Below are 20283 nucleotides of genomic sequence, written 5' to 3' on the forward strand. Positions count from 1 at the left end.
ATAATAGAGAGATGACGATTGGAGGGGGAGGGCGCATGAACAGTAGAGTAATGCACCGACTAGTTGAGCAAGTGCGCCAGATCGGCTATGAGGAGAGCTTGTGGTCTTCGGGAGACTGTATTGTCGTGGCTGTATCGGGAGGCCCTGACTCAGTTGCGCTTCTACATATATTACATCAATTGGCTGCGGAGCCTGATCTCAAACTTCAATTAGTCTGCGCCCATGTAAATCATGGGTTTCGCGGTGCGGAGTCGGATGAAGAAGCGGAATTCGTACGCAGGATGGCAAGCGAGCTTGGTATCCCGTTCGAGCTTGGTGTCTATGATATTCCAGCATATATGAAGGAATCGGGGCATGGAGCCCAGCTTGCGGCCCGCGAGAAGAGGTATGAGTTCCTGCATATTGTAGCAGAGAAATATAAGGCTAACGCAATAGCGCTGGCCCATCATGCCGACGATCAGGCCGAGACGGTGCTGATGCGGATCATGCGTGGCAGTGGAACTTCCGGTATTGCCGGCATGCGCATGAAGCGGCGCGAAAAAAATGTGGAACTTATTCGTCCGCTGCTTCGTATATACAAGAATGACCTGATTCAGATGTGTGAGAAGACAGGCATACTATATGTTACAGACAGCACAAATTTATTGCCTAAGTACGCAAGAAATGCAGTTCGTCTGGATGTGCTGCCCTTTTTGGGGCAATATAATAGCGGACTTACAGAATCGCTTAATCGATTGGCCGAAGTGGTTGGTGCAGAAGATGATTTTTTACAGCAGAAGGCGGAACAGGTATATCAGGAACTGGTCTTTGACGAAGGCGGGATTTTTTCTTTCAAGATTGAGCCCTTTGTCGCCTTACATGCCGCTTTACAACGGAGGTTGATTAAACTAATATTAAATTATCTGCCTTTAGGCACAGAAGACAATGATTTTACCAAGATTGAAGCGATTCGCAAGGGTGCAATTCAGAATCTGACTACAACATGGAGTCTTGATCTTGGCGGTGGACTGCGCTGTATGCGTGAATATGATACGATCCGATTTATGCTTGATCCTACGGGAAATTCAGGTTTACCCTATACATATCTCGTAAAGCATTTTCCGGCTGAAATATCTGTTCCAAATACGGAGCATTGTTTGCGTTTCACCCGGTATAGAGCTAATATGGGCTCTATATCCCTGGATGAACTGGGGGACGAGGAAGCGGTATTCGATGCGGATAAGCTCCTTTATCCGCTTACTGTGCGTTCCCGGCTGCCAGGAGACTTTATGAAGGTCATAGGATTAAATGGAAGCAAAAAAGTAAAGGATATTTTCATCGACGCGAAAATACCTCCTTCTTCTCGCTCCCAAATCCCTATGGTGACGGACGCGGAAGGCCAAATTATATGGATTCCCGGTCTCCGTCGTTCCGAAATTGCTACGGTAAGTCAGCATACGACTTCCGTTTTGCGAATAGTTTTGGATACGAGAAGGTTTAACTGAAGCAGGAACTGCAAATCTAGGCATTCATAGTTTAACGTAGGGGGTTTACTTACTTTGCACAACGATATTCAGGAGGTTCTGTTCACACAGGAACAGATCGAAGCAAAAGTCGCAGAAATCGGCAAACAATTAAGTGAAGAATATGAAGGGCGCAATCCGCTGATCATCTGTATTCTTAAGGGCGCTTTTATATTCATGGCGGATCTGGTAAAGCAGATTACAGTACCTGTAGAGATGGACTTTATGGCTGTCTCAAGTTATGGTACGTCCACCCGTTCATCAGGTGAAGTAAAGATTATTAAGGATCTGGATTCTTCCGTCGAAGGACGCGACGTTCTGATCGTGGAAGATATTATCGACAGCGGACTGACTCTAAGCTATCTGGTGGATGTGCTCCAGCGCCGCAATGTAAAATCTGTAAAGATCGCTACACTGTTTGACAAGCCAGCCCGCCGGACCGTAAATCTGAAGGCTGATATCTCCGGATTTATTCTGCCGGATGCGTTCGTGGTTGGATATGGACTGGATTATGCTGAAAAATACCGTAACCTCCCTTACATCGGGGTACTTAAGCCGGAGGTATACTCCAGCTAAGATCAGCCGTTCTTACGGTCTGATGGACTCTTTGCCTGTTTTTTGAAAAGGCGTATGCGGCTATGGTAAAATATTTTAAGGTTCTGAGAGGAGGTAGGGGATGAATCGGTTCATCCGGAATTCTGGTTTTTATTTGATACTTTTCTTAGTCGTGGTGGGCATCGCTCAATTTCTTATTGGCGGACAAGAGGAAACCGTCACCCCTAGTTATACAGAGTTACGCCAGCAATTGAAGGCGAACAATGTTGAGGAATTAACCGGTAAATTTGACGGTTATGCCTATCTGGTAACCGGTGAGTATAAAGAAAAAGTCGGTGACAGCAGGACGAAGAAATTCTCGGCTTATATTCCATTTGACGAGAATGTGCTCAAGGAGATCACAGATCTTAGCGAGCAGAACGATTTTAAAGTAACCTGGAAGAAAATGCAGGAACAAAGTATCTGGCTTACTTTCCTGACTTCGATTGTTCCGCTGGCAATTATGTTCATTCTGTTCTTCTTCCTGTTCAATCAGGCGCAGGGCGGCGGCGGCAAAGTGATGAACTTTGGCAAAAGCCGGGCCCGTCTCTATAACGAAGAGAAGAAGAAGGTTACCTTCGAGGATGTAGCCGGGGCGGATGAAGAGAAGCAAGAGCTTGTCGAAGTCGTTGACTTCTTGAAGGACCCGCGGAAATTCTCGGCGGTAGGTGCAAGAATTCCGAAGGGTGTCCTGCTTGTGGGCCCTCCGGGTACAGGTAAAACCTTGCTCGCTCGTGCGGTAGCCGGCGAAGCAGGCGTTCCGTTCTTCAGCATCTCCGGTTCCGACTTCGTTGAAATGTTCGTCGGCGTCGGTGCTTCCCGGGTACGGGACTTGTTCGAGAATGCGAAGAAAAATGCTCCATGTATTATCTTTATTGACGAGATTGATGCTGTGGGTCGTCAGCGTGGCGCCGGACTTGGCGGCGGGCATGATGAACGCGAGCAGACACTCAACCAATTGCTCGTTGAGATGGATGGTTTCAGCGGCAATGAAGGTATTATCATCGTTGCGGCAACGAACCGTGCCGATATTCTTGACCCGGCATTGCTCCGTCCGGGACGTTTTGACCGTCAGATTACGGTTGATCGTCCAGACGTGAAAGGCCGTGAGGCAGTACTGAAAGTACACGCCCGCAACAAACCGCTTACGAAGGATGTCCGTCTGGATGTGATCGCAAAACGGACGACCGGATTTACAGGCGCAGATTTGGAGAACTTGCTGAACGAGGCTGCTTTGCTTGCAGCGCGCCGTAATCGTAAAGATATTTCCATGGTTGAGGTTGATGAAGCGATCGACCGTGTCATTGTAGGTACAGAGAAACGCAGCCGTGTGATCAGTGACCGCGAGAAGCGCATTGTCGCTTTCCACGAAGCGGGCCACACGATTGTCGGATACTTCCTGGCCAATGCCGATATGGTTCACAAGGTAACCATTATTCCACGTGGACGCGCTGGCGGCTATGTCATCATGCTGCCGAAGGAAGATCGGATGCTTGTTACGAAGCAAGAACTGCTTGAGAAAGTTACAGGCCTTCTGGGCGGCCGTGTGTCCGAGGAATTGTTCATCGGCGAGATCGGTACCGGGGCTTACAGCGACTTCCAACAAGCGACTAGCATCGTACGCAGCATGATTGTCGAGTACGGGATGAGCGAGAAGCTTGGCCCAATGCAATTTGGAACCTCGCAAGGGCAAGTGTTCCTCGGCCGTGACTTCGGGCATGAGCAGAATTACAGTGATCAAATTGCTTATGAGATTGATCAAGAGATGCAGCGCTTCATTAACCAGTGCTATGAGCAATGTAGACAAATCCTGACTGAGCACTCCAAGGAAGTTCATCTGATTGCAGAAACTTTGCTTGAGGTTGAGACTCTGGAATTTGATCAAATCGATCAATTGATCAAGCATGGCAGATTGCTGGAGTCTGGCGAAGTGACTGATGGCAACGACAATGGCGGTTCCACCGAGTCTGGAGAACCGGTTATTGATTCCGTTGGAGATGTGAAGGTTCGTATTCAAGGTAAGACCGAAGATACGAATACAGTAATCCCTAAAGGAGACATCCCGAACGACGTACCAGGCGGTTCTGCCAATGACTTCACGCAAGATCCAGTCGTGGATAAGCCGCAGGGAACTGTAGGTGATCCTCCGGTTACGCCGGAAGATGGCGACAATAACGGATCTAATAACGGTGGCAGTACGCCTACTGTATAAGCGAAGCGATACATTCCCAAGATGAGGGATAGCATGCCGGAGGACCTGAGAGGGTCCTCCGGTTTTTTGCGCTTATAATAGGCCTATCACTATAAATAGCGCCTAATCACGTGTGAATTATGCCATGCAGATTGATTGACAGTGTAACTCACCTTGTGTAAATTAATTGTTAATACCGTGTGACAATAAGTACTGTCATAAGATTAGGTCAATGAAATGAACAGTTGTTGGTGGTTATAGAGAGAAGCCGCGGCGTAGAATCGTGAGCGCATACAGGGGAGGAAGGATCCGTGGAGGCACAGGCACTGGAGCGGAAGGCGGAGATGAACCGCGAACTGCGGGAGAAGCTCGTACAGCTCAAGAAGGAACGCAACGCAATTATTCTAGCGCATTATTATCAACGTGATGAAATTCAGGAGGTTGCCGATTTCCGTGGCGACTCATTTTTGCTTGCCCAGAAGGCGGCTTCAACCGATGCAGAGACGATCGTCTTCTGTGGAGTTCATTTTATGGGAGAGAGCGCAAAGATTTTGGCACCGAACAAGACGGTACTTATTCCGGATGAACGGGCCGGCTGTCCGATGGCCGATATGGTAAATGTCGACGGCCTTCGCAAGCTAAAAGCGCAGCATCCTAATGCCAAGGTTGTTACCTATATTAATTCTTCCGCTGAGGTTAAGGCAGAGACCGATATTTGCTGCACATCCTCAAATGCAGTCAAGGTGATCAATTCGGTAGATGCCGATGAGATTATCTGGGTTCCGGATAAGAACCTGGGCCACTACGTCCAGCAGCACACAGACAAGAAGATGATCATTTGGGAAGGCTACTGCAACACCCATGACATGCTAACTGTAAAAGATGTGGTTGAGATGAGGGCGAAGCATCCAAATGCGGAGTTCGTCGTGCATCCTGAGTGCCGCCCTGAGGTTGTCGCTATGGGCGACTTTGTAGGTAGTACAACAGCAATCATTGATTATTGCAAAAATTCGAACACGCAGGACTTTATCGTCGGAACGGAAGATGGAACCGGATATCAGCTTAGGAAGGATAGCCCGGATAAGGCGTTCCATTTTGCCTCCAAATTCCTCGTTTGTCCAAATATGAAGGTTAACAACTTGAAGAAACTCGTGAAATGTCTCGAGACGATGCAGCCGCAAATTTATGTTCCGCCTGCTGTCGCCGACAAGGCTAGAATTTCTCTAGAGCGCATGCTACAAGTTCAGTAGCATGCGCTACTCTCATCTCAAGACAGGTGACTACCGTGATTCCACAATATTTGGTCGATTTTGATCTTGGGCAATTGCCTGTGATCGATACAGACATCATTGTAATCGGCTCGGGTATCGCCGGGTTGTTTACAGCTATTAAGGCAAGTGAAGATCGGCACGTAACCATGATTACGAAAAAAGCGCTTATGGAGAGCAATACAAGATATGCGCAAGGCGGTATCGCCGCCGTCATGTCCGATGACGACTCCGCTGAATCCCATCGGGAGGATACTTTGATGGCAGGTGCCGGGCTATGCTCCCTGGAATCTGTCAACATTCTGGTTCATGAAGGGCCTAAGGGCGTAGAGGAACTGATTCGTCTTGGTACATCGTTTGACGTAGAGAATGGAGCAATTGCCTTGACGAAGGAGGGGGCGCATAGCCATCGTCGTATCCTTCATGCCAATGGGGATGCTACAGGCTATGAGATCGTACGGGCATTGTCTGAGCAGGTTATTTCCCATGATCGGATTGATGTATGGAGCGAGCATTATGTCATCGACTTGATTACGGAGGACAATGAATGCCTGGGGGCGCTGGTTCAGCGGCCGGATGGGCAACGTGTATTTTTGCGCGGACAAGCCACGATTCTATGCACCGGCGGAGCCGGTCAATTGTATCGTTATACGACGAATCCGGAGATAGCTACTGGAGATGGTGTTGCGATCGCTTATCGGGCTGGCGCCTATTTGCGTGATTTGGAATTTATTCAATTTCATCCTACCTCACTGTGCTATCCCGGGGCACCGCGGTTCCTGATTTCAGAGGCGGTGCGTGGCGAAGGAGCGGTTCTGCGCAATATCAAAGGCGAACGCTTTATGGAGAAATATCATGAACTGCTGGAATTGGCGCCTCGGGATATTGTAGCCAGAGCTATTGTGAGCGAGATGGAGGCTACTCAATCCACAAATGTGTATCTGGACATCACTCATGAATCATCCGAGCTGGTCAAGCGTCGGTTCCCAACCATTTATGAGACATGCCTCGGTTATGGCCTGGATATGACGACGGATTGGATTCCGGTTGCTCCAGCTGCGCATTATATGATGGGTGGCGTTTTAACCGATCATCATGGAGAGACCAACGTTGAACGATTGTTCGCTTGTGGCGAAGTCTCATCAACCGGGGTGCATGGGGCCAATCGTCTGGCCAGCAATTCGCTATCTGAGGCGATTGTATATGGGAGCCGGATCATTGAACGAATCCGTCAGCTGGGGCCGATCCGGAGGACGGGCTTGAATATCGTTTACTCTGGGGAGCGTATAGAGCAAGAAGCACAGCCGATTGTTGAACGTAGATTGAAGCTGCAGAAAGTGATGGTTCGCCAGGTCGGTGTACGCCGGACGCGGGGTGGTTTACTCAAGGGATTAGAGGAGCTGCACAAGCTGCAGCCTATTTTCACGACGAAACTGCACACAAGTGAGCAGATGGAGTTTGCCAATATGTTAACTTGTTCCTTGCTGTTGACAGAATCAGCGCTAGCCCGAGAAGAGAGCCGTGGCGGCCATTATCGGGAGGATTTCCCGTTGCGGAATGATGAGCGTTGGCTGAGGCATATTTTGCGGCACCGGGAACAAGGGATGCTGGAGGAAATCAGTGATGATGTTTAATGGATATAATGAAGGACTAGTGGAGTCAATTCGCATATGGCTGCGCGAAGATGTGGGCTCAGGCGATGTTACTACTAGTGTGACCGTACCGGCTGGCCATGAATCCAAAGGGATTATTCATGCCAAGGAAGCGGGGGTAGCGGCGGGCATGCCTGTCGCGCAATTGGTGTTCGAGGTCGTGGATCCCACGTTGAAATTTACTCCATTCGTCCAGGATGGGGAAGCTATAGCTAAAGGCACCATTCTAGCAGAAGTTGAGGGAAGTACGCACAGCGTTTTAACAGGGGAGCGGCTTGCTCTGAATCTTCTACAGCGCCTGTCAGGCATAGCGACACGTACCCGGTCGTTCATTGACGCGCTGGAGGGATTGCCTGTGCGCCTTGTCGATACGCGCAAGACGACGCCAGGCCACCGTATGCTGGAGAAGTATGCCGTACGGATGGGTGGCGGAGCGAACCATCGTTTTGGATTGTACGATGCGGTTATGATTAAGGATAATCATATCAAGGGCGCAGGCGGAATCACGCAAGCGGTTAGCCGAGCCCGGGCGAATATCCCTCATACGATGACGATTGAAGTGGAGACCGAGAGCCTCGAGCAGGTGAAGGAGGCCCTGACTGCCGGGGCGGACATTATCATGCTCGATAATATGGCCCCAGAGCGAATGAAGGAAGCGGTAGCTCTCATCAAGTCTAAAGCTCCGCACGTCACCGTGGAGGCATCCGGGAATGTCTCGCTGCAGACGATTCATAACATCGCCGAGAGCGGCGTCGATGTCATCTCGGTAGGCCGGTTGACCTATTCGTTTGAAAGCCTGGATATCAGTTTGGATCTGGGCGAGAAGAAAGTGAGGTAAAATCGATGTTCCTTGTGGTGGATGTCGGCAATACAAATATCGTTCTGGGCATTTATAGAGAGCGGGAACTGCTGCATCATTTCCGAATTGGTACGAATCGTCAATCTACGGTAGATGAATATGGAGTACTGATTTATAACTTGTTCCAAATGTCTAATATAGATATTAAGCAAATCGAAGGGGTTATTATCTCTTCTGTAGTTCCTCCGCTGATGCATGTGCTGGAGGAACTTAGTGTGAAATATCTACGGAGGAAACCTCTGGTTGTCGGACCGGGCATCAGAACAGGTCTGAATCTAAGATACGAGAATCCGCGTGAGGTTGGTGCGGACCGGATTGTCAATGCTGTTGCGGCGATAGAGAAGTATGGCGGCCCGCTCGTGGTCGTTGATTTTGGTACGGCAACAACCTTCGACTGCGTGGATGATGGAGGGAACTATCTCGGCGGGGCCATTGTTCCGGGGATTGGAATCTCGACGGAGGCGCTGTATCAACGAGCCTCGAAATTGCCGCGGATTGAACTGGAGAAGCCTAAGAAGGTCATTGGCCGCAACACGGTCCACGCTATGCAGGCTGGTATCATCTTCGGTTATGCCGGACAGGTTGATGGTATCGTAGACAGAATCGGCCGTGAGATGGATGGAGATATCAAGGTAATCGCTACGGGTGGCCTTGCCGAACTGATTGCCAGCGAATCCAAATCCATTCAAGAAGTAGATCCACTCTTGACTCTGGAGGGATTGCGTATTATTTACGAACGCAACCAATAAATAATTACATCATAAAGGTAGTTCAAAAAGTCTGCTTTGATCGGAACAACCAATCGAGACTAATGCCTTCTGGGTGCTGTAACCCGGCCTTTTTGAACATCCATTTATATAGACATAGGGAGGATACTCGGGTGGATAATTCTATAAATACAACAAAAGACCGTCTCATTCGCGGAATCGCGCTGGATGGCAAGGTTCGCGCTTTTGCCGTGCGCACAACCGGGCTTGTTGAAGAGCTGCGCCGCAGGCATGATACATTCCCGACGACAACGGCAGCATTAGGCCGCACGGTTACCGCTGCGGCTATGATGGGTGCTATGTTGAAGGGCGAAGAGAAATTAACGGTGCAAGTGAAGGGTGATGGACCGATCGGGCAGATCATTGCCGACGCCAATGCCAAAGGTGAGGTTCGTGGTACAGTCAAGAATCCTCATGTACAGACGACGAGCAAAAGAAAAGGCAAGATGGATGTGGCCGCTGCTGTAGGGACGACCGGTTATATTCATGTCACCAAGGATCTAGGATTGAAGGAGCCGTACAGCGGAAGCTCGCCAATTATTTCAGGTGAGATCGCTGAAGACTTCACTTACTATTTTGCGGTATCGGAACAGACTCCGTCCGCTGTTGGTTTGGGTGTTCTGGTGAAGGAGGATCATTCCGTCATTGTGGCTGGCGGGTTCATCATTCAGCTGATGCCAGGTCTAAGCGATGAAGAGATTAGCGCCATCGAGCAATCCATCGGAAGATTTCCACCGGTGACTTCGCTGCTTGATCAAGGGATGGAGCTGGAGGAGATGCTGCGCTGGATCATTCCTGATGTGAAGATATTGGACGAGATGGACATTGTATTCGCCTGTCATTGTTCGCGGGAGCGTGTTGAACGTACTCTGATCAGCCTGGGCAGAAAAGAGCTGGAGGAGATTCGTGATTCCGGCCATGAAGAAGAAGAGGTTATCTGCGAATTCTGCAATGAAGTGTATAAGTTCAGTCGCGAAGACATCAGTGAATTAATCACCCGGCTTGATCAGCAGAATAAATAACGGCTGGAGTAGCGGCTGGATCGTTTTAATAAATACGAATAGGATGCTTTGCCCCTTGGAATCAGAAATGAATCGAAAGGGCAAAGTATTTTTTGTGTCCTTTCTTGACAACTCCTACCTTAGGTTGTTAAGATAATAGATAGTAAAACCAACTTAATTACTCGGAAATAAATGAAGACCAAGAATAGGATGATTTCCTCAAATCGGCTTCATTTTTACATCAAGATTATATTGTTAAAGTTCAAGTTCAAAGGGCAGCCTGTTGCTTATACGGCTCGCTGCTCCGATGATCTGCCTCATGCTTTTTATCCAAAGGAGGGCTTTATATGGCAAAGGTCGTAAATAATGTAACAGAGTTAATCGGTGGTACACCTCTGGTCCGCTTGAATCGGATTGTTCCTGAGGATAGTGCAGAAATCTATGTCAAGCTGGAGTACCAAAACCCAGGCTCCAGCGTTAAGGACCGGATCGCAATCAGCATCGTTGAGGAAGCGGAGAAGGCTGGCAAATTGAAACCGGGCGGTACGATTGTTGAAGCGACCAGCGGTAATACGGGGATCGGTCTTGCGCTCGTTGCTGCTGCCAAAGGCTACAAATCGGTTATCATTATGCCTGAGACGATGAGTATTGAACGTCGCAATCTGCTGCGTGCATACGGAGCAGAGCTTGTACTGACTCCAGGATCGGAAGGAATGAACGGAGCTGTTAAGAAGGCGGAAGAAATTCTGGCTGCCAATCCGGATTATTTCCTCGCGGATCAATTTAGAAACCAAGCGAATGTGAAAATTCACCGTGAGACGACGGGTCCTGAGATCGTAGAAGCTATTGAGTCGCTTGACGGTAAATTGGATGCTTTCGTAGCCGGGATCGGAACAGGCGGTACGATTAGCGGTGCGGGTGAAGTTCTTAAGAAGCACTTCCCAGACGTGAAGATCTATGCGGTAGAACCTGCAGCATCTCCGATTTTGTCGGGCGGCAAACCGGGACCACATAAGATTCAAGGCCTTGGAGCAAACTTCATTCCTGAGATTTTGAACCGTGACATTTATGATGAAATTATCCATGTTGACAATGACGAAGCCTTCGATCAAGCGCGTCATGTTGCTAGAGAAGAAGGAATTCTAGGCGGTATTTCCTCCGGCGCAGCCGTATTCGCTGCCCTTAAAGTTGCTAAGGAGCTTGGCAAAGGCAAACGCGTAGTAGCGGTTATTCCAAGTAATGGCGAGCGTTATCTGAGCACACCGCTATACAATTTCGAAGCTTAATCTTATCATTCTTGAGTTTTACCTGCGCGAGTCAGATCATACACCATCCCCCGGGTAGTTCGGTTCGAACTCCCGGGGTTTTTTGCATACCTTTGGGGTTCAAAGAGTCCGCTTCTTTCAGCCCTGGCTTCACCCAACCTTTCGGGTACTGAAAACCAAACTTTCTTGAACGTACACTTATATCCGCACTTATACTTTAATAAAAGAGAAAAGCTTAGTATACTTACAGGCACAAACAAGATGATGGGGGATACAGCATCTAATGAAGACTATGCTAACATTTGAAGATTGGGTTCGTCTGGTCCAAGAGGGGAGCTGGACTATGCTGCCGTATGCAGTGAAAATGCATGCTGAGAACCCGTTGCCTGCCCATTGGTCCGCTGCTTGGGAGGAGGCTCATCCTTATTGCTGTGTGCTGGAGAGTGGAAAAGGGGGACGCTACACCTTTCTCGGTTTGACGCCGGTGTCTGTAATTCGCGGCAAGGCGGAAAAGGCCCACATTTACGATTTAAGCCAGGAGCAGTCTAAGGTAGCAATGCTAGAGGGCAAGCCGCTTGAACTGTTAGGAAGGTGGCTCGCTCCCTATAAAGCTCCATTCATCCCGGAACTTCCCTTCTTCAGTGGGGGAGCTGTTGGATTTCTGGGGTATGATGTGGCAAGATCCTTGGAGCGTCTGCCGCAATTGGCGGAGGATGACCTCAAGCTTGATGATTATATCTGGATGAGATTTGAAGAGCTGTGGGTTATTGATGCGTTGAGTGGCGATATTTATGCGGTTGTTCATTGCCCGATAGCGGGCAGGGAAGAGAGCAGCGCTAGTTTACGGGAGAAATATGACTTGGCTGAAAGAACGTCTGCTCAAATGATAGAACAATGGCAAAGGTTCAGTAGCTCAAAGAACGGTAATACTAGACAGAGCTCAGCGTCTACATTAGAGTCTATTCCGGTGCCTACAGCACATAGTGCCTCTTTCACGCAAGAAGGCTTTGAGCAGGCGGTGGAGCAAGTACGGAGATATATCGCTGCGGGCGATGTATTTCAAGTCAACCTGTCAATGAGACAAGCATTTCCTCTGGCGGCCACGCCCGAGCATATTTATGAAGACTTAAGAGAGATCAACCCTTCGCCTTATATGGGGTTCATGAGCTTTCCTGACTTTAAGCTTGTCTCCGCCTCGCCTGAGTTGCTGATCAAGCTGGATCAGGGAATCATGCGCACCCGTCCAATTGCAGGAACGCGGCGGCGCGGTCTAACCGAGGCCGAGGATCGGAAGATGGAGCAGGAACTGCGCACGAACGAGAAGGAGCAGGCGGAGCATATTATGCTGGTTGATCTGCTGCGCAATGATCTCGGGCGGGTAGCTGAGTTTGGCTCCGTCAAAGTAAGCGAGCTGTTCACGATCGAACGTTATTCGCATGTCATGCATTTGGTATCTGAGGTTGAGGGACGGCTTCCGGCGGACAAGACAGCGATGGATGCGATTGCGGCCGTCTTCCCCGGGGGGACGATTACAGGAGCGCCCAAGATCAGGACGATGGAGATTATCGAGGAGCTGGAACCTGTCACCCGCGGGCCTTATACCGGGGCGATGGGGTGGATTGACTATAACGGCAATATGGAATTAAATATTATTATACGTACGCTGGTCGTAAAGGACGGATTCGGATATATTCAGACGGGAGCGGGGATCGTCATTGATTCTTCACCGTACCGCGAGTATCGGGAATGTCATAATAAGGCCAAGGCAATAGCCATGGCGTTGGGAAAAAGCCATCAAGATGGATGCCAAGGCGACAAGAAGGGGGATGAAGAAAAATGATACTGGTCATTGATAATTATGATTCATTTACGTACAATCTGGTGCAGTATTTGGGAGAGCTTGGGGAAGAAGTGGTTGTTAAGCGTAATGATGAGATTGATCTGAACGGGATCGCTGAGCTTAAGCCAGATCACATTCTGCTCTCACCGGGTCCTTGTACACCGAACGAGGCTGGAATTACACTGGAAGTCATTGAACGGTTCCAAGGAGTCATTCCGATCTTTGGCGTCTGTCTCGGTCATCAGGCGATCGGTCAGGCCTTCGGCGGGAACGTGATTCGCGCGGAGCGCCTAATGCATGGGAAGACATCGCCCATACACCATCGGGGTGAATCGGTATTTACAGGACTGCCATCGCCGTTTACGGCGACGCGTTACCACTCGCTGATCGTTGAACGGGAGAGTCTGCCGGATTGCCTGGAGATCACCGCGGAGACTGTAGAGGGAGAGATCATGGGCTTGCGTCATAAAGAATACGCCGTTGAAGGCGTGCAATTCCATCCGGAGTCGATCATCACCGATCACGGCCATCAAATTCTCCGCAATTTCTTAAGCCGGAAGGCAGAAGCATTCTTATGAAATATATCGGGGTGAATGGAGTTCCTACCCCAGCCGCTGAAGCCGTGCTGTCCGTAATGGATCACGGCTTTATGTACGGGATGGGCCTGTTTGAGACTTTTCGGACCTATAATGGACGTCCCTTTTTAATAGAGAAGCATCTGGAGCGGCTTGAGCAAGGCTGCCGGAGCTTGGGGATTCGCTACCCGCTGCAGTTAGATCAAGTTGTCCAGGAGATTGGAGAACTGCTTCGTCTCAATAATCTTCAGGAAGGTTATATTCGTCTCACAGTGTCGGCGGGAGAAGGTCCGCTAGGACTTCCCTCAGAAGATTATGGAGATCCTGCGGTCATTATTTATGTTAAGCCACTAGGGCCAGTAGATCCGCAGCTGTATATGGAGGGCAAGTCGCTATATCGGCTGAACACGCTTAGGAATACGCCGGAGGGCGAGATTCGGCTCAAATCGCTTCATTATATGAATAATATGCTGGCGAAGCGTGAATTAAGAGAATACACGCATTTAAGGGCGGGGAATTACGAAGGGATGCAGCTGACTGCGGACGGTTATTTGGCCGAGGGTATCGTAAGCAATCTTTTCTTTGTGCAAAATGGCAAGCTATATACGCCGGATATAGGCACTGGTATTCTCCCAGGGATTACTCGTGCGTTTATTCTGCAACTGGCTAACCAATTGGGACTGCCGTTTGAAGAAGGATATTACAAGTGGGATCGCTTGAAGCAAGCGGACGAGATCTTTGTGACGAATTCCATCCAGGAAGCGGTGTCCGTAACAGGCCTTTTAGAGCCTGAAGGAGGTCGTTATATAGTCGGAAATGGCCGGATGGGGTCTATTACAAGACAGCTTGTAGAGCAATATAGACAAAAGGCGGGAGTGTAAATGCAACCAAAACGATATAAGCGTAGTTACCGTTGTGGTGATACGGTGCTGGAGTTAGGCAACCGTACGTTAGTTATGGGTATCCTTAATGTGACCCCAGATTCCTTCTCGGATGGGGGACGTTATAATCGGAGGGATGAGGCGATTCGCCATGCCGAGGAGATGATAGCTGCCGGAGCGGATATTATCGACATTGGTGGAGAGTCCACACGACCCGGGCATAACCCCGTAGGAGCAGAGGAAGAACTGGAGCGGGTTGTCCCTATCGTAGAGGCGCTTCATCGTGTGATGCCGCAGGTTCCTTTGTCAGTGGACACCTATAAGGCGATCGTTGCTCGAGAGTCGCTTCAGGTGGGAGCTCATATAATAAATGATGTGTGGGGCTTCAAGGCAGATCCGGAAATGGCTGAGGTAGCAGCTCGATTTGATTGTCCGGCGATCATCATGCATAATCGGCATGACCGCAATTATAATGCTCTGATGCAGGATGTGGCGGATGATCTGCTTGAGAGCATTAAGATTGCCAGGGATGCCGGGGTACGGGACGATAATGTTATCCTCGATCCGGGAATTGGGTTTGCTAAGGACTATGAGGAGAACCTGAAAGTGATGCAATCGCTGGACAAGCTGGTTGAGCTTGGCTTCCCGATGCTGCTGGGGACGTCGCGCAAGAGGTTTATTCGAACCACGCTCGATCTGCCGGTAGATGAGCTTGTGTTGGGCACGGCGGCTACGGTGGCGCTTGGTATTGCCCAAGGTTGTCAGATCGTGCGGGTGCATGATGTAAGAGAGATTAAGCAGACGGTACAAATGTGCGATGCTATTGTGTATATTTAACACTTAATACGACGATCACTCCATTTTGATATGGAAGTAAGATATATGGAAAGGCGGAAATAAATAAATTATGGATAAAATGATTTTGCGCGGCATGGAATATTACGGGTATCACGGCGTTTTTGCTGAGGAGCGCAAGTTGGGCCAGCGCTTCATCGTAGATTTGGAATTGGAAATGGATTTGAGTGCTGCCGGAAGCAGTGACGATCTGACTGCAACGGTAAATTATGCCGAAGTCCATGAGCTGGTTCAAGGAATCGTCCAGCATAAGAGCTTTAAGCTGATTGAAGCTCTGGCTGAGCATATTGCATCCTCGGTTTTGGACACTTATACTATGGTAGATGCGTTAACGGTTCGTTTAACCAAACCGCATCCGCCTTTTGATGTTCATTTTGATGGCGTTACGGTGGAACTATACCGTTCAAGAAAGTGAGAAGCATGCATGACTATACAGACTTTGACTGAAGCTTCTGAGGCTTATATTGCACTGGGAGCCAATCTGGGCGACCGTGAGGCAACTTTGAAGGAAGCGATCAATTTATTAGATGAACACCCCAGGATTACGGTACTTCGTTGCTCGAATATGTATGAGACCGATCCGGTTGGATACGCGGATCAGCCTGATTTTGTAAATATGGCCATTGCCCTGCAAACAACGCTGGCCCCGGAAGCGCTGCTTGATGTTATGCTGCAGACGGAGCAGGTGCTGGGCAGGGAACGCATTATTAGATGGGGCCCCCGGACGGTTGATCTCGACTTGTTATGGGTGGAAGGGCATCAGTTGTCTACTGCCCATTTAATTCTCCCGCATCCCCGGATGTTTGAACGGGCATTTGTACTCGTTCCTCTAGCTGATATTGTTCCGACAGGGGAAGCGTCTGGACTATATCGTCGTGTTCACGATGTTCTTGAACAGATGGATGATAAGGGGGGCGTCCGATTTTGGAAAGCATGCAATTGGGTCAGCGCATCCGTGCGTTCCGGAAGCTGAAAGGCTTTACCCAGCAAGAACTGGCGGGGCGGTCAGGGATTTCATTAGCGGTTCTCGGTGCTATAGAACGCGGGAATCGACATGTAGAAGATCAAATTTTAATTAAAATTTCAGATTGTCTGGGAATTTCCCTGCAAGAACTGAAGTTGGAATAAAATAAATCCGATTATATATAGGAGGGACCATCATGCTGAAGATTGGCGATATTAAAATGAAAAACCAAGTCGTGCTCGCCCCGATGGCTGGGGTATGCAACCCTGCCTTCCGGCTGATCGCCAAGGAATTTGGTACAGGGCTGGTCTGTGCAGAGATGGTCAGCGATAAAGCTATTCTTCATGGCAACAAACGCACGCAGGAAATGCTATTTGTGGATGAACGGGAGAAGCCGTTGAGCCTGCAAATTTTCGGAGGTGACCGCGAGTCTCTTGTTGAGGCGGCGAAGGTTGTCGATCAGCAGACGAATGCGGATATTATTGATATTAATATGGGATGCCCGGTGCCTAAAGTTACAAAATGTGACGCCGGTGCAAGATGGCTGCTTGATCCAAATAAAATATTCGAGATGGTATCCGCTGTCGTTGATGCCGTAAGTAAGCCGGTTACGGTGAAAATGCGTATAGGCTGGGATTCGGAGCATATTTATGTCGTTGATAATGCTAAGGCTGTGGAACAGGCTGGAGCTAAGGCTGTCAGTGTCCATGGACGGACTCGGGAGCAGCTCTATACAGGCACAGCCGAATGGAGTTATATCAAGCAGGTCAAGGATACAGTATCGATCCCGGTTATCGGCAACGGTGATGTTCATACTCCTGAGGATGCCAAGCGGATGCTGGCAGAGACAGGCTGTGACGGTGTTATGATCGGAAGGGCGGCGCTAGGGAATCCGTGGATGCTGTATCGTACCATAGAGTATCTGAGATCGGGGGAGCTGCTCCCGGAGCCCGGTGCTGAAGAGAAGATTCGAATTGCGATTTTGCATATGGACCGTCTGGCTGTGCTGAAAGGCGAGAGTGTCGCAGTTCGCGAGATGCGCAAGCACTTGGCATGGTACTTGAAGGGATTAAAAGGGGCCGCTCGGATTAAGGACTCCATTATGGAAGAGACGAGACGAAATGAAATGGTGCGCATTCTTGAAGACTTTGTTGCCAGCCTTTCCACAGAGCCGGAAGCGACTGAGGCGTCGGCGTAGTTACAAGAATAACCAGCTAAATCAAACCGTGGAAAAAGCGAACTTTTTGAAACGTTTACATTTGGAAATTTAGCTGTCATTGACATTTCAGAATCGTTCCCCTATAATTTCACAGTATAAATTCGCCTCAGGAGATAACTTCCACAACATGGAGTGGTCTGACCTCCAAGAGATTGCATATGATAATCTCAATGATGCGTTATTTTTTGCCGCCTCTGGCCAGGCGGAAACCAGGGCCTTCGCCATACGTGGGGGGGATTGGCTGCTCCTATTTGCAGGATATATCGACCGCTTATATATTTGAGGAGTTCAAGATCGCTTTACACGAGTGCGAAAATTATTTCCATGACAGGAGAATCGGTTGAGATGAGCGATAAAGAGGTTATTCTTACACAGGACGGTCTAAAAAGACTGGAAGAAGAACTTGAGAATCTGAAGTCGGTTAGACGCCGTGAAGTTGCTGAACGGATTAAAACCGCGATCGGCTACGGCGATATTAGCGAGAACTCGGAGTATGAAGATGCGAAGAATGAGCAGGCATTTATTGAAGGACGTATCATTACGCTGGAGAAGATGCTTCGCAACGCGCGTATTATTAACAACGACGAGATCGATACAGATACAGTAAGCATCGGTTCGACGGTTATTGTAGAAGACCTGGAGTACGGTGATACGATGGAATATGCGATCGTAGGTACAGCTGAATCCGATCCGCTGCAGAACAAGATTTCGAATGAGAGCCCGGTAGGCAAGGCAATTCTGGGCCAAAAGAAGGGCGCTGTAGTCGATGTGAACGTACCGGCAGGCGTTATTCAATATAAAATTGTTGATATCAAGAAATAAAGCTGATTTAGCGATTCAAGAAGCTTCCCCAGCGGAGGCTTCTTTCACTGTTTTAAGTGGGTCGGTTTGTGATTGATGGTGTAAACAATCCTATTATATAGTTTGTAAGGAGTGGAGCGAAGCATGAGCGAAGAAACGCATAACGAAGAAATGCAAAATGAAGAAGTCATCGAGATTAGTGAGTTATTGAAGGTTCGCCGCGATAAATTGGACGAGCTGCGCGAGCTTGGGATCGACCCTTTTGGCCACAAATATGTGCGCGACAATATGGCGGGGAATATTCTGAGCAAGTATGATGGAATGACGAAGGAAGAGCTGGATGAGCAGCAAGTTAAGGTATCTATCGCTGGCCGTATTATGGCTAAGCGCGGTATGGGCAAGGCAAGTTTTGCGCATATCCAGGACTTATCCGGCAAAATTCAGATTTATGTTCGCAAGGATAGTATTCCGGAGGATAAGTACGCAGCGTTCAAGCTGCTTGATCTGGGCGATATTATCGGTGTAACCGGCGTGGTGTTTAAGACGAAGACCGGCGAGACTACAGTTCATGTAGAGGACCTGGTGGTGCTGTCCAAGTCTCTCTACCCTTTGCCTGATAAATATCATGGTCTGAAGGACGTTGAACTGCGTTACCGTCAGCGTTATGTCGACTTGATTGTGAATCCAGAGGTACAGCAGACGTTTATTAACCGTTCCCGGATTATTCAATCCATGCGTCGTTATCTCGATTCCATCGGCTATCTGGAGGTTGAGACGCCAACACTTCACAGTATTGCAGGTGGTGCGGCAGCTCGTCCGTTCATTACCTACCATAATGCACTGGACATGCAGCTCTATATGCGGATTGCTCTTGAGCTCCATTTGAAGCGGCTTATTGTTGGCGGCATGGAGAAGGTCTATGAAATCGGTCGGGTATACCGCAATGAAGGAATTTCGACGCGCCATAACCCGGAATTTACTATGATGGAATTATATGAAGCTTATGCTGACTATAAAGATATCATGTCTTTGACTGAGAATATGATTGCTCATATCGCTCAAGAAGTATTGGGTACGACGGTAATCAATTATCAAGGCCAAGAAGTAGATTTGACCCCGGAGTGGCGCCGTGTATCGATGGTTGATGCGGTTAAGGAAGTAACTGGTGTAAATTTTGGCGTCCAGATGACGAATGAAGAGGCACACCAATTGGCTAAGGATCATAAAGTTCCAGTTGAGCCGCATATGACCTATGGTCATATTTTGAACGCATTCTTCGAGCAATTTGTAGAAGAGACGTTGATTCAGCCTACATTTGTATATGGTCATCCGGTAGAGATTTCTCCTTTGGCTAAAAAGAATGAAGAAGATCCTCGCTTTACAGATCGCTTCGAATTGTTCATCGTGGCACGTGAGCATGCTAATGCGTTCTCCGAGCTTAATGATCCGATTGATCAGCGTCAACGGTTTGAAGCGCAAATGCTCGAACGCGAACATGGAAATGATGAAGCGCATGAGATGGATGAGGATTTCATTCGTTCGCTCGAATACGGAATGCCGCCAACAGGGGGGCTGGGAATTGGAATGGACCGTCTCGTTATGCTGTTGACGAATTCGCCTTCAATTCGTGATGTATTGTTGTTCCCTCATATGCGTTAAATAAAGGATAAGGGCTGTCTTCATATCGTAGTTATTTACGATTGGAGACGGCCTTTTTTTGTTAATCAGAATAAGTTGAAAAAGTGCTTGCATTATCTGTGGCACGGTGGTATATTAAATGTCCAGTCATTAAATTAAAGCGTTGTTGGACAGCTTCTAAAAAGGAAAAGAAAAATAATGCTTGCATTGATGAGCTGGACATGATATATTATAAGAGTTGCTGCTGAGAACGCAGCGACGCTAAAAACGAAGTTGATCTTTGAAAACTGAACAACGAGTGAGCGGGTTTCACGTCAAGTGAAATCTAAGAAATAAGTCAGATTCAAAATGAGCTAATCGCTCTTTTCAATGAGTAACACTTTATTGGAGAGTTTGATCCTGGCTCAGGAC

Annotated in this window: 20 protein-coding genes; all 20 read left to right on the forward strand. The window is 48.6% G+C overall.

All coding sequences use genetic code 11. The features are described from left to right. The first annotated feature begins 35 nt into the window (after window positions 1-35). The 20 genes from tilS to lysS all read left to right on the forward strand — a co-directional run bounded on the left by tilS (window position 36) and on the right by lysS (window position 19893). Entirely contained in the window at window positions 36-1484 is a 1449-nt protein-coding gene (gene tilS / locus DMN77_RS21805) for a tRNA lysidine(34) synthetase TilS (protein ID WP_179016295.1), read from the forward strand. Between the two features lie 54 nt (window positions 1485-1538). Next, the gene (hpt, locus tag DMN77_RS21810) at window positions 1539-2078 is read left to right on the forward strand and encodes a hypoxanthine phosphoribosyltransferase (protein ID WP_068778547.1); all 540 of its coding nucleotides are present in this window, start codon (window positions 1539-1541) and stop codon (window positions 2076-2078) included. 100 nt (window positions 2079-2178) lie between these two features. Further along, on the forward strand, window positions 2179-4308 hold the full coding sequence (gene ftsH / locus DMN77_RS21815) for an ATP-dependent zinc metalloprotease FtsH (RefSeq protein ID WP_068778546.1): 2130 nt from the start codon (window positions 2179-2181) through the stop codon (window positions 4306-4308). A gap of 290 nt (window positions 4309-4598) precedes the next feature. After that, window positions 4599-5537, forward strand: a complete 939-nt coding sequence (nadA, locus tag DMN77_RS21820; RefSeq protein WP_179016296.1) for a quinolinate synthase NadA — start codon at window positions 4599-4601, stop codon at window positions 5535-5537. Between the two features lie 35 nt (window positions 5538-5572). Further along, window positions 5573-7189, forward strand: a complete 1617-nt coding sequence (nadB, locus tag DMN77_RS21825) for an L-aspartate oxidase (protein WP_068778544.1) — start codon at window positions 5573-5575, stop codon at window positions 7187-7189. Then, a complete protein-coding gene (gene nadC, locus DMN77_RS21830) occupies window positions 7179-8045 on the forward strand; it encodes a carboxylating nicotinate-nucleotide diphosphorylase (RefSeq protein WP_179016297.1) in 867 nt (288 codons plus the stop codon). The genes nadB and nadC overlap by 11 nt, the downstream gene beginning before the upstream one ends. Before the next feature lie 5 nt (window positions 8046-8050). Next, entirely contained in the window at window positions 8051-8815 is a 765-nt protein-coding gene (locus tag DMN77_RS21835) for a type III pantothenate kinase (protein ID WP_068778542.1), read from the forward strand. Between the two features lie 131 nt (window positions 8816-8946). Next, window positions 8947-9855, forward strand: a complete 909-nt coding sequence (gene hslO / locus DMN77_RS21840; RefSeq protein WP_372776399.1) for an Hsp33 family molecular chaperone HslO — start codon at window positions 8947-8949, stop codon at window positions 9853-9855. A gap of 326 nt (window positions 9856-10181) precedes the next feature. Further along, window positions 10182-11120 (forward strand): cysteine synthase A, encoded by a 939-nt coding sequence (cysK, locus tag DMN77_RS21845; protein WP_179016298.1) that lies wholly within the window; start codon window positions 10182-10184, stop codon window positions 11118-11120. A gap of 262 nt (window positions 11121-11382) precedes the next feature. Beyond that, entirely contained in the window at window positions 11383-12939 is a 1557-nt protein-coding gene (locus tag DMN77_RS21850) for an anthranilate synthase component I family protein (protein ID WP_179016299.1), read from the forward strand. Continuing rightward, the gene (pabA, locus tag DMN77_RS21855; RefSeq protein ID WP_068778539.1) at window positions 12936-13517 is read left to right on the forward strand and encodes an aminodeoxychorismate/anthranilate synthase component II; all 582 of its coding nucleotides are present in this window, start codon (window positions 12936-12938) and stop codon (window positions 13515-13517) included. Before DMN77_RS21850 ends, pabA begins: the two co-directional genes overlap by 4 nt. Continuing rightward, on the forward strand, window positions 13514-14395 hold the full coding sequence (gene pabC, locus DMN77_RS21860) for an aminodeoxychorismate lyase (RefSeq protein WP_068778538.1): 882 nt from the start codon (window positions 13514-13516) through the stop codon (window positions 14393-14395). The genes pabA and pabC overlap by 4 nt, the downstream gene beginning before the upstream one ends. Beyond that, the gene (gene folP, locus DMN77_RS21865) at window positions 14396-15232 is read left to right on the forward strand and encodes a dihydropteroate synthase (protein WP_179016300.1); all 837 of its coding nucleotides are present in this window, start codon (window positions 14396-14398) and stop codon (window positions 15230-15232) included. It begins immediately after the preceding gene. 70 nt (window positions 15233-15302) lie between these two features. Then, the gene (gene folB / locus DMN77_RS21870) at window positions 15303-15665 is read left to right on the forward strand and encodes a dihydroneopterin aldolase (protein ID WP_179016301.1); all 363 of its coding nucleotides are present in this window, start codon (window positions 15303-15305) and stop codon (window positions 15663-15665) included. Between the two features lie 9 nt (window positions 15666-15674). Next, complete coding sequence (gene folK / locus DMN77_RS21875) at window positions 15675-16223, forward strand: 2-amino-4-hydroxy-6-hydroxymethyldihydropteridine diphosphokinase (RefSeq protein WP_179016302.1); 549 nt, start codon at window positions 15675-15677, stop codon at window positions 16221-16223. Continuing rightward, on the forward strand, window positions 16175-16378 hold the full coding sequence (locus tag DMN77_RS21880; protein WP_082789921.1) for a helix-turn-helix domain-containing protein: 204 nt from the start codon (window positions 16175-16177) through the stop codon (window positions 16376-16378). Before folK ends, DMN77_RS21880 begins: the two co-directional genes overlap by 49 nt. A gap of 32 nt (window positions 16379-16410) precedes the next feature. After that, a complete protein-coding gene (gene dusB, locus DMN77_RS21885; protein ID WP_068778534.1) occupies window positions 16411-17412 on the forward strand; it encodes a tRNA dihydrouridine synthase DusB in 1002 nt (333 codons plus the stop codon). 148 nt (window positions 17413-17560) lie between these two features. Next, a complete protein-coding gene (locus DMN77_RS21890) occupies window positions 17561-17716 on the forward strand; it encodes a hypothetical protein (RefSeq protein ID WP_157259336.1) in 156 nt (51 codons plus the stop codon). A gap of 62 nt (window positions 17717-17778) precedes the next feature. Beyond that, a complete protein-coding gene (greA, locus tag DMN77_RS21895; protein ID WP_068778533.1) occupies window positions 17779-18255 on the forward strand; it encodes a transcription elongation factor GreA in 477 nt (158 codons plus the stop codon). 123 nt (window positions 18256-18378) lie between these two features. Continuing rightward, window positions 18379-19893, forward strand: coding sequence for a lysine--tRNA ligase (lysS, locus tag DMN77_RS21900; protein ID WP_179016303.1), 1515 nt, complete (start codon window positions 18379-18381; stop codon window positions 19891-19893). The last annotated feature ends 390 nt before the right edge of the window (window positions 19894-20283 follow it).

This window comes from Paenibacillus sp. 79R4 (genome assembly GCF_013393165.1).
Taxonomy (GTDB): Bacteria; Bacillota; Bacilli; order Paenibacillales; family Paenibacillaceae; genus Fontibacillus.

Bases quoted from the DNA above. Each gene is read 5' to 3' on its own strand.
- tilS (WP_179016295.1), top strand. From the start codon at position 36: ATGAACAGTAGAGTAATGCACCGACTAGTTGAGCAAGTGCGCCAGATC.
- DMN77_RS21835 (WP_068778542.1), top strand. From the start codon at position 8,051: ATGTTCCTTGTGGTGGATGTCGGCAATACAAATATCGTTCTGGGCATT.
- DMN77_RS21890 (WP_157259336.1), top strand. From the start codon at position 17,561: ATGGAGTGGTCTGACCTCCAAGAGATTGCATATGATAATCTCAATGAT.
- folK (WP_179016302.1), top strand. From the start codon at position 15,675: ATGACTATACAGACTTTGACTGAAGCTTCTGAGGCTTATATTGCACTG.
- cysK (WP_179016298.1), top strand. From the start codon at position 10,182: ATGGCAAAGGTCGTAAATAATGTAACAGAGTTAATCGGTGGTACACCT.
- greA (WP_068778533.1), top strand. From the start codon at position 17,779: ATGAGCGATAAAGAGGTTATTCTTACACAGGACGGTCTAAAAAGACTG.
- pabC (WP_068778538.1), top strand. From the start codon at position 13,514: ATGAAATATATCGGGGTGAATGGAGTTCCTACCCCAGCCGCTGAAGCC.
- pabA (WP_068778539.1), top strand. From the start codon at position 12,936: ATGATACTGGTCATTGATAATTATGATTCATTTACGTACAATCTGGTG.
- DMN77_RS21850 (WP_179016299.1), top strand. From the start codon at position 11,383: ATGAAGACTATGCTAACATTTGAAGATTGGGTTCGTCTGGTCCAAGAG.
- folP (WP_179016300.1), top strand. From the start codon at position 14,396: ATGCAACCAAAACGATATAAGCGTAGTTACCGTTGTGGTGATACGGTG.
- ftsH (WP_068778546.1), top strand. From the start codon at position 2,179: ATGAATCGGTTCATCCGGAATTCTGGTTTTTATTTGATACTTTTCTTA.
- lysS (WP_179016303.1), top strand. From the start codon at position 18,379: ATGAGCGAAGAAACGCATAACGAAGAAATGCAAAATGAAGAAGTCATC.
- dusB (WP_068778534.1), top strand. From the start codon at position 16,411: ATGCTGAAGATTGGCGATATTAAAATGAAAAACCAAGTCGTGCTCGCC.
- folB (WP_179016301.1), top strand. From the start codon at position 15,303: ATGGATAAAATGATTTTGCGCGGCATGGAATATTACGGGTATCACGGC.
- nadC (WP_179016297.1), top strand. From the start codon at position 7,179: ATGATGTTTAATGGATATAATGAAGGACTAGTGGAGTCAATTCGCATA.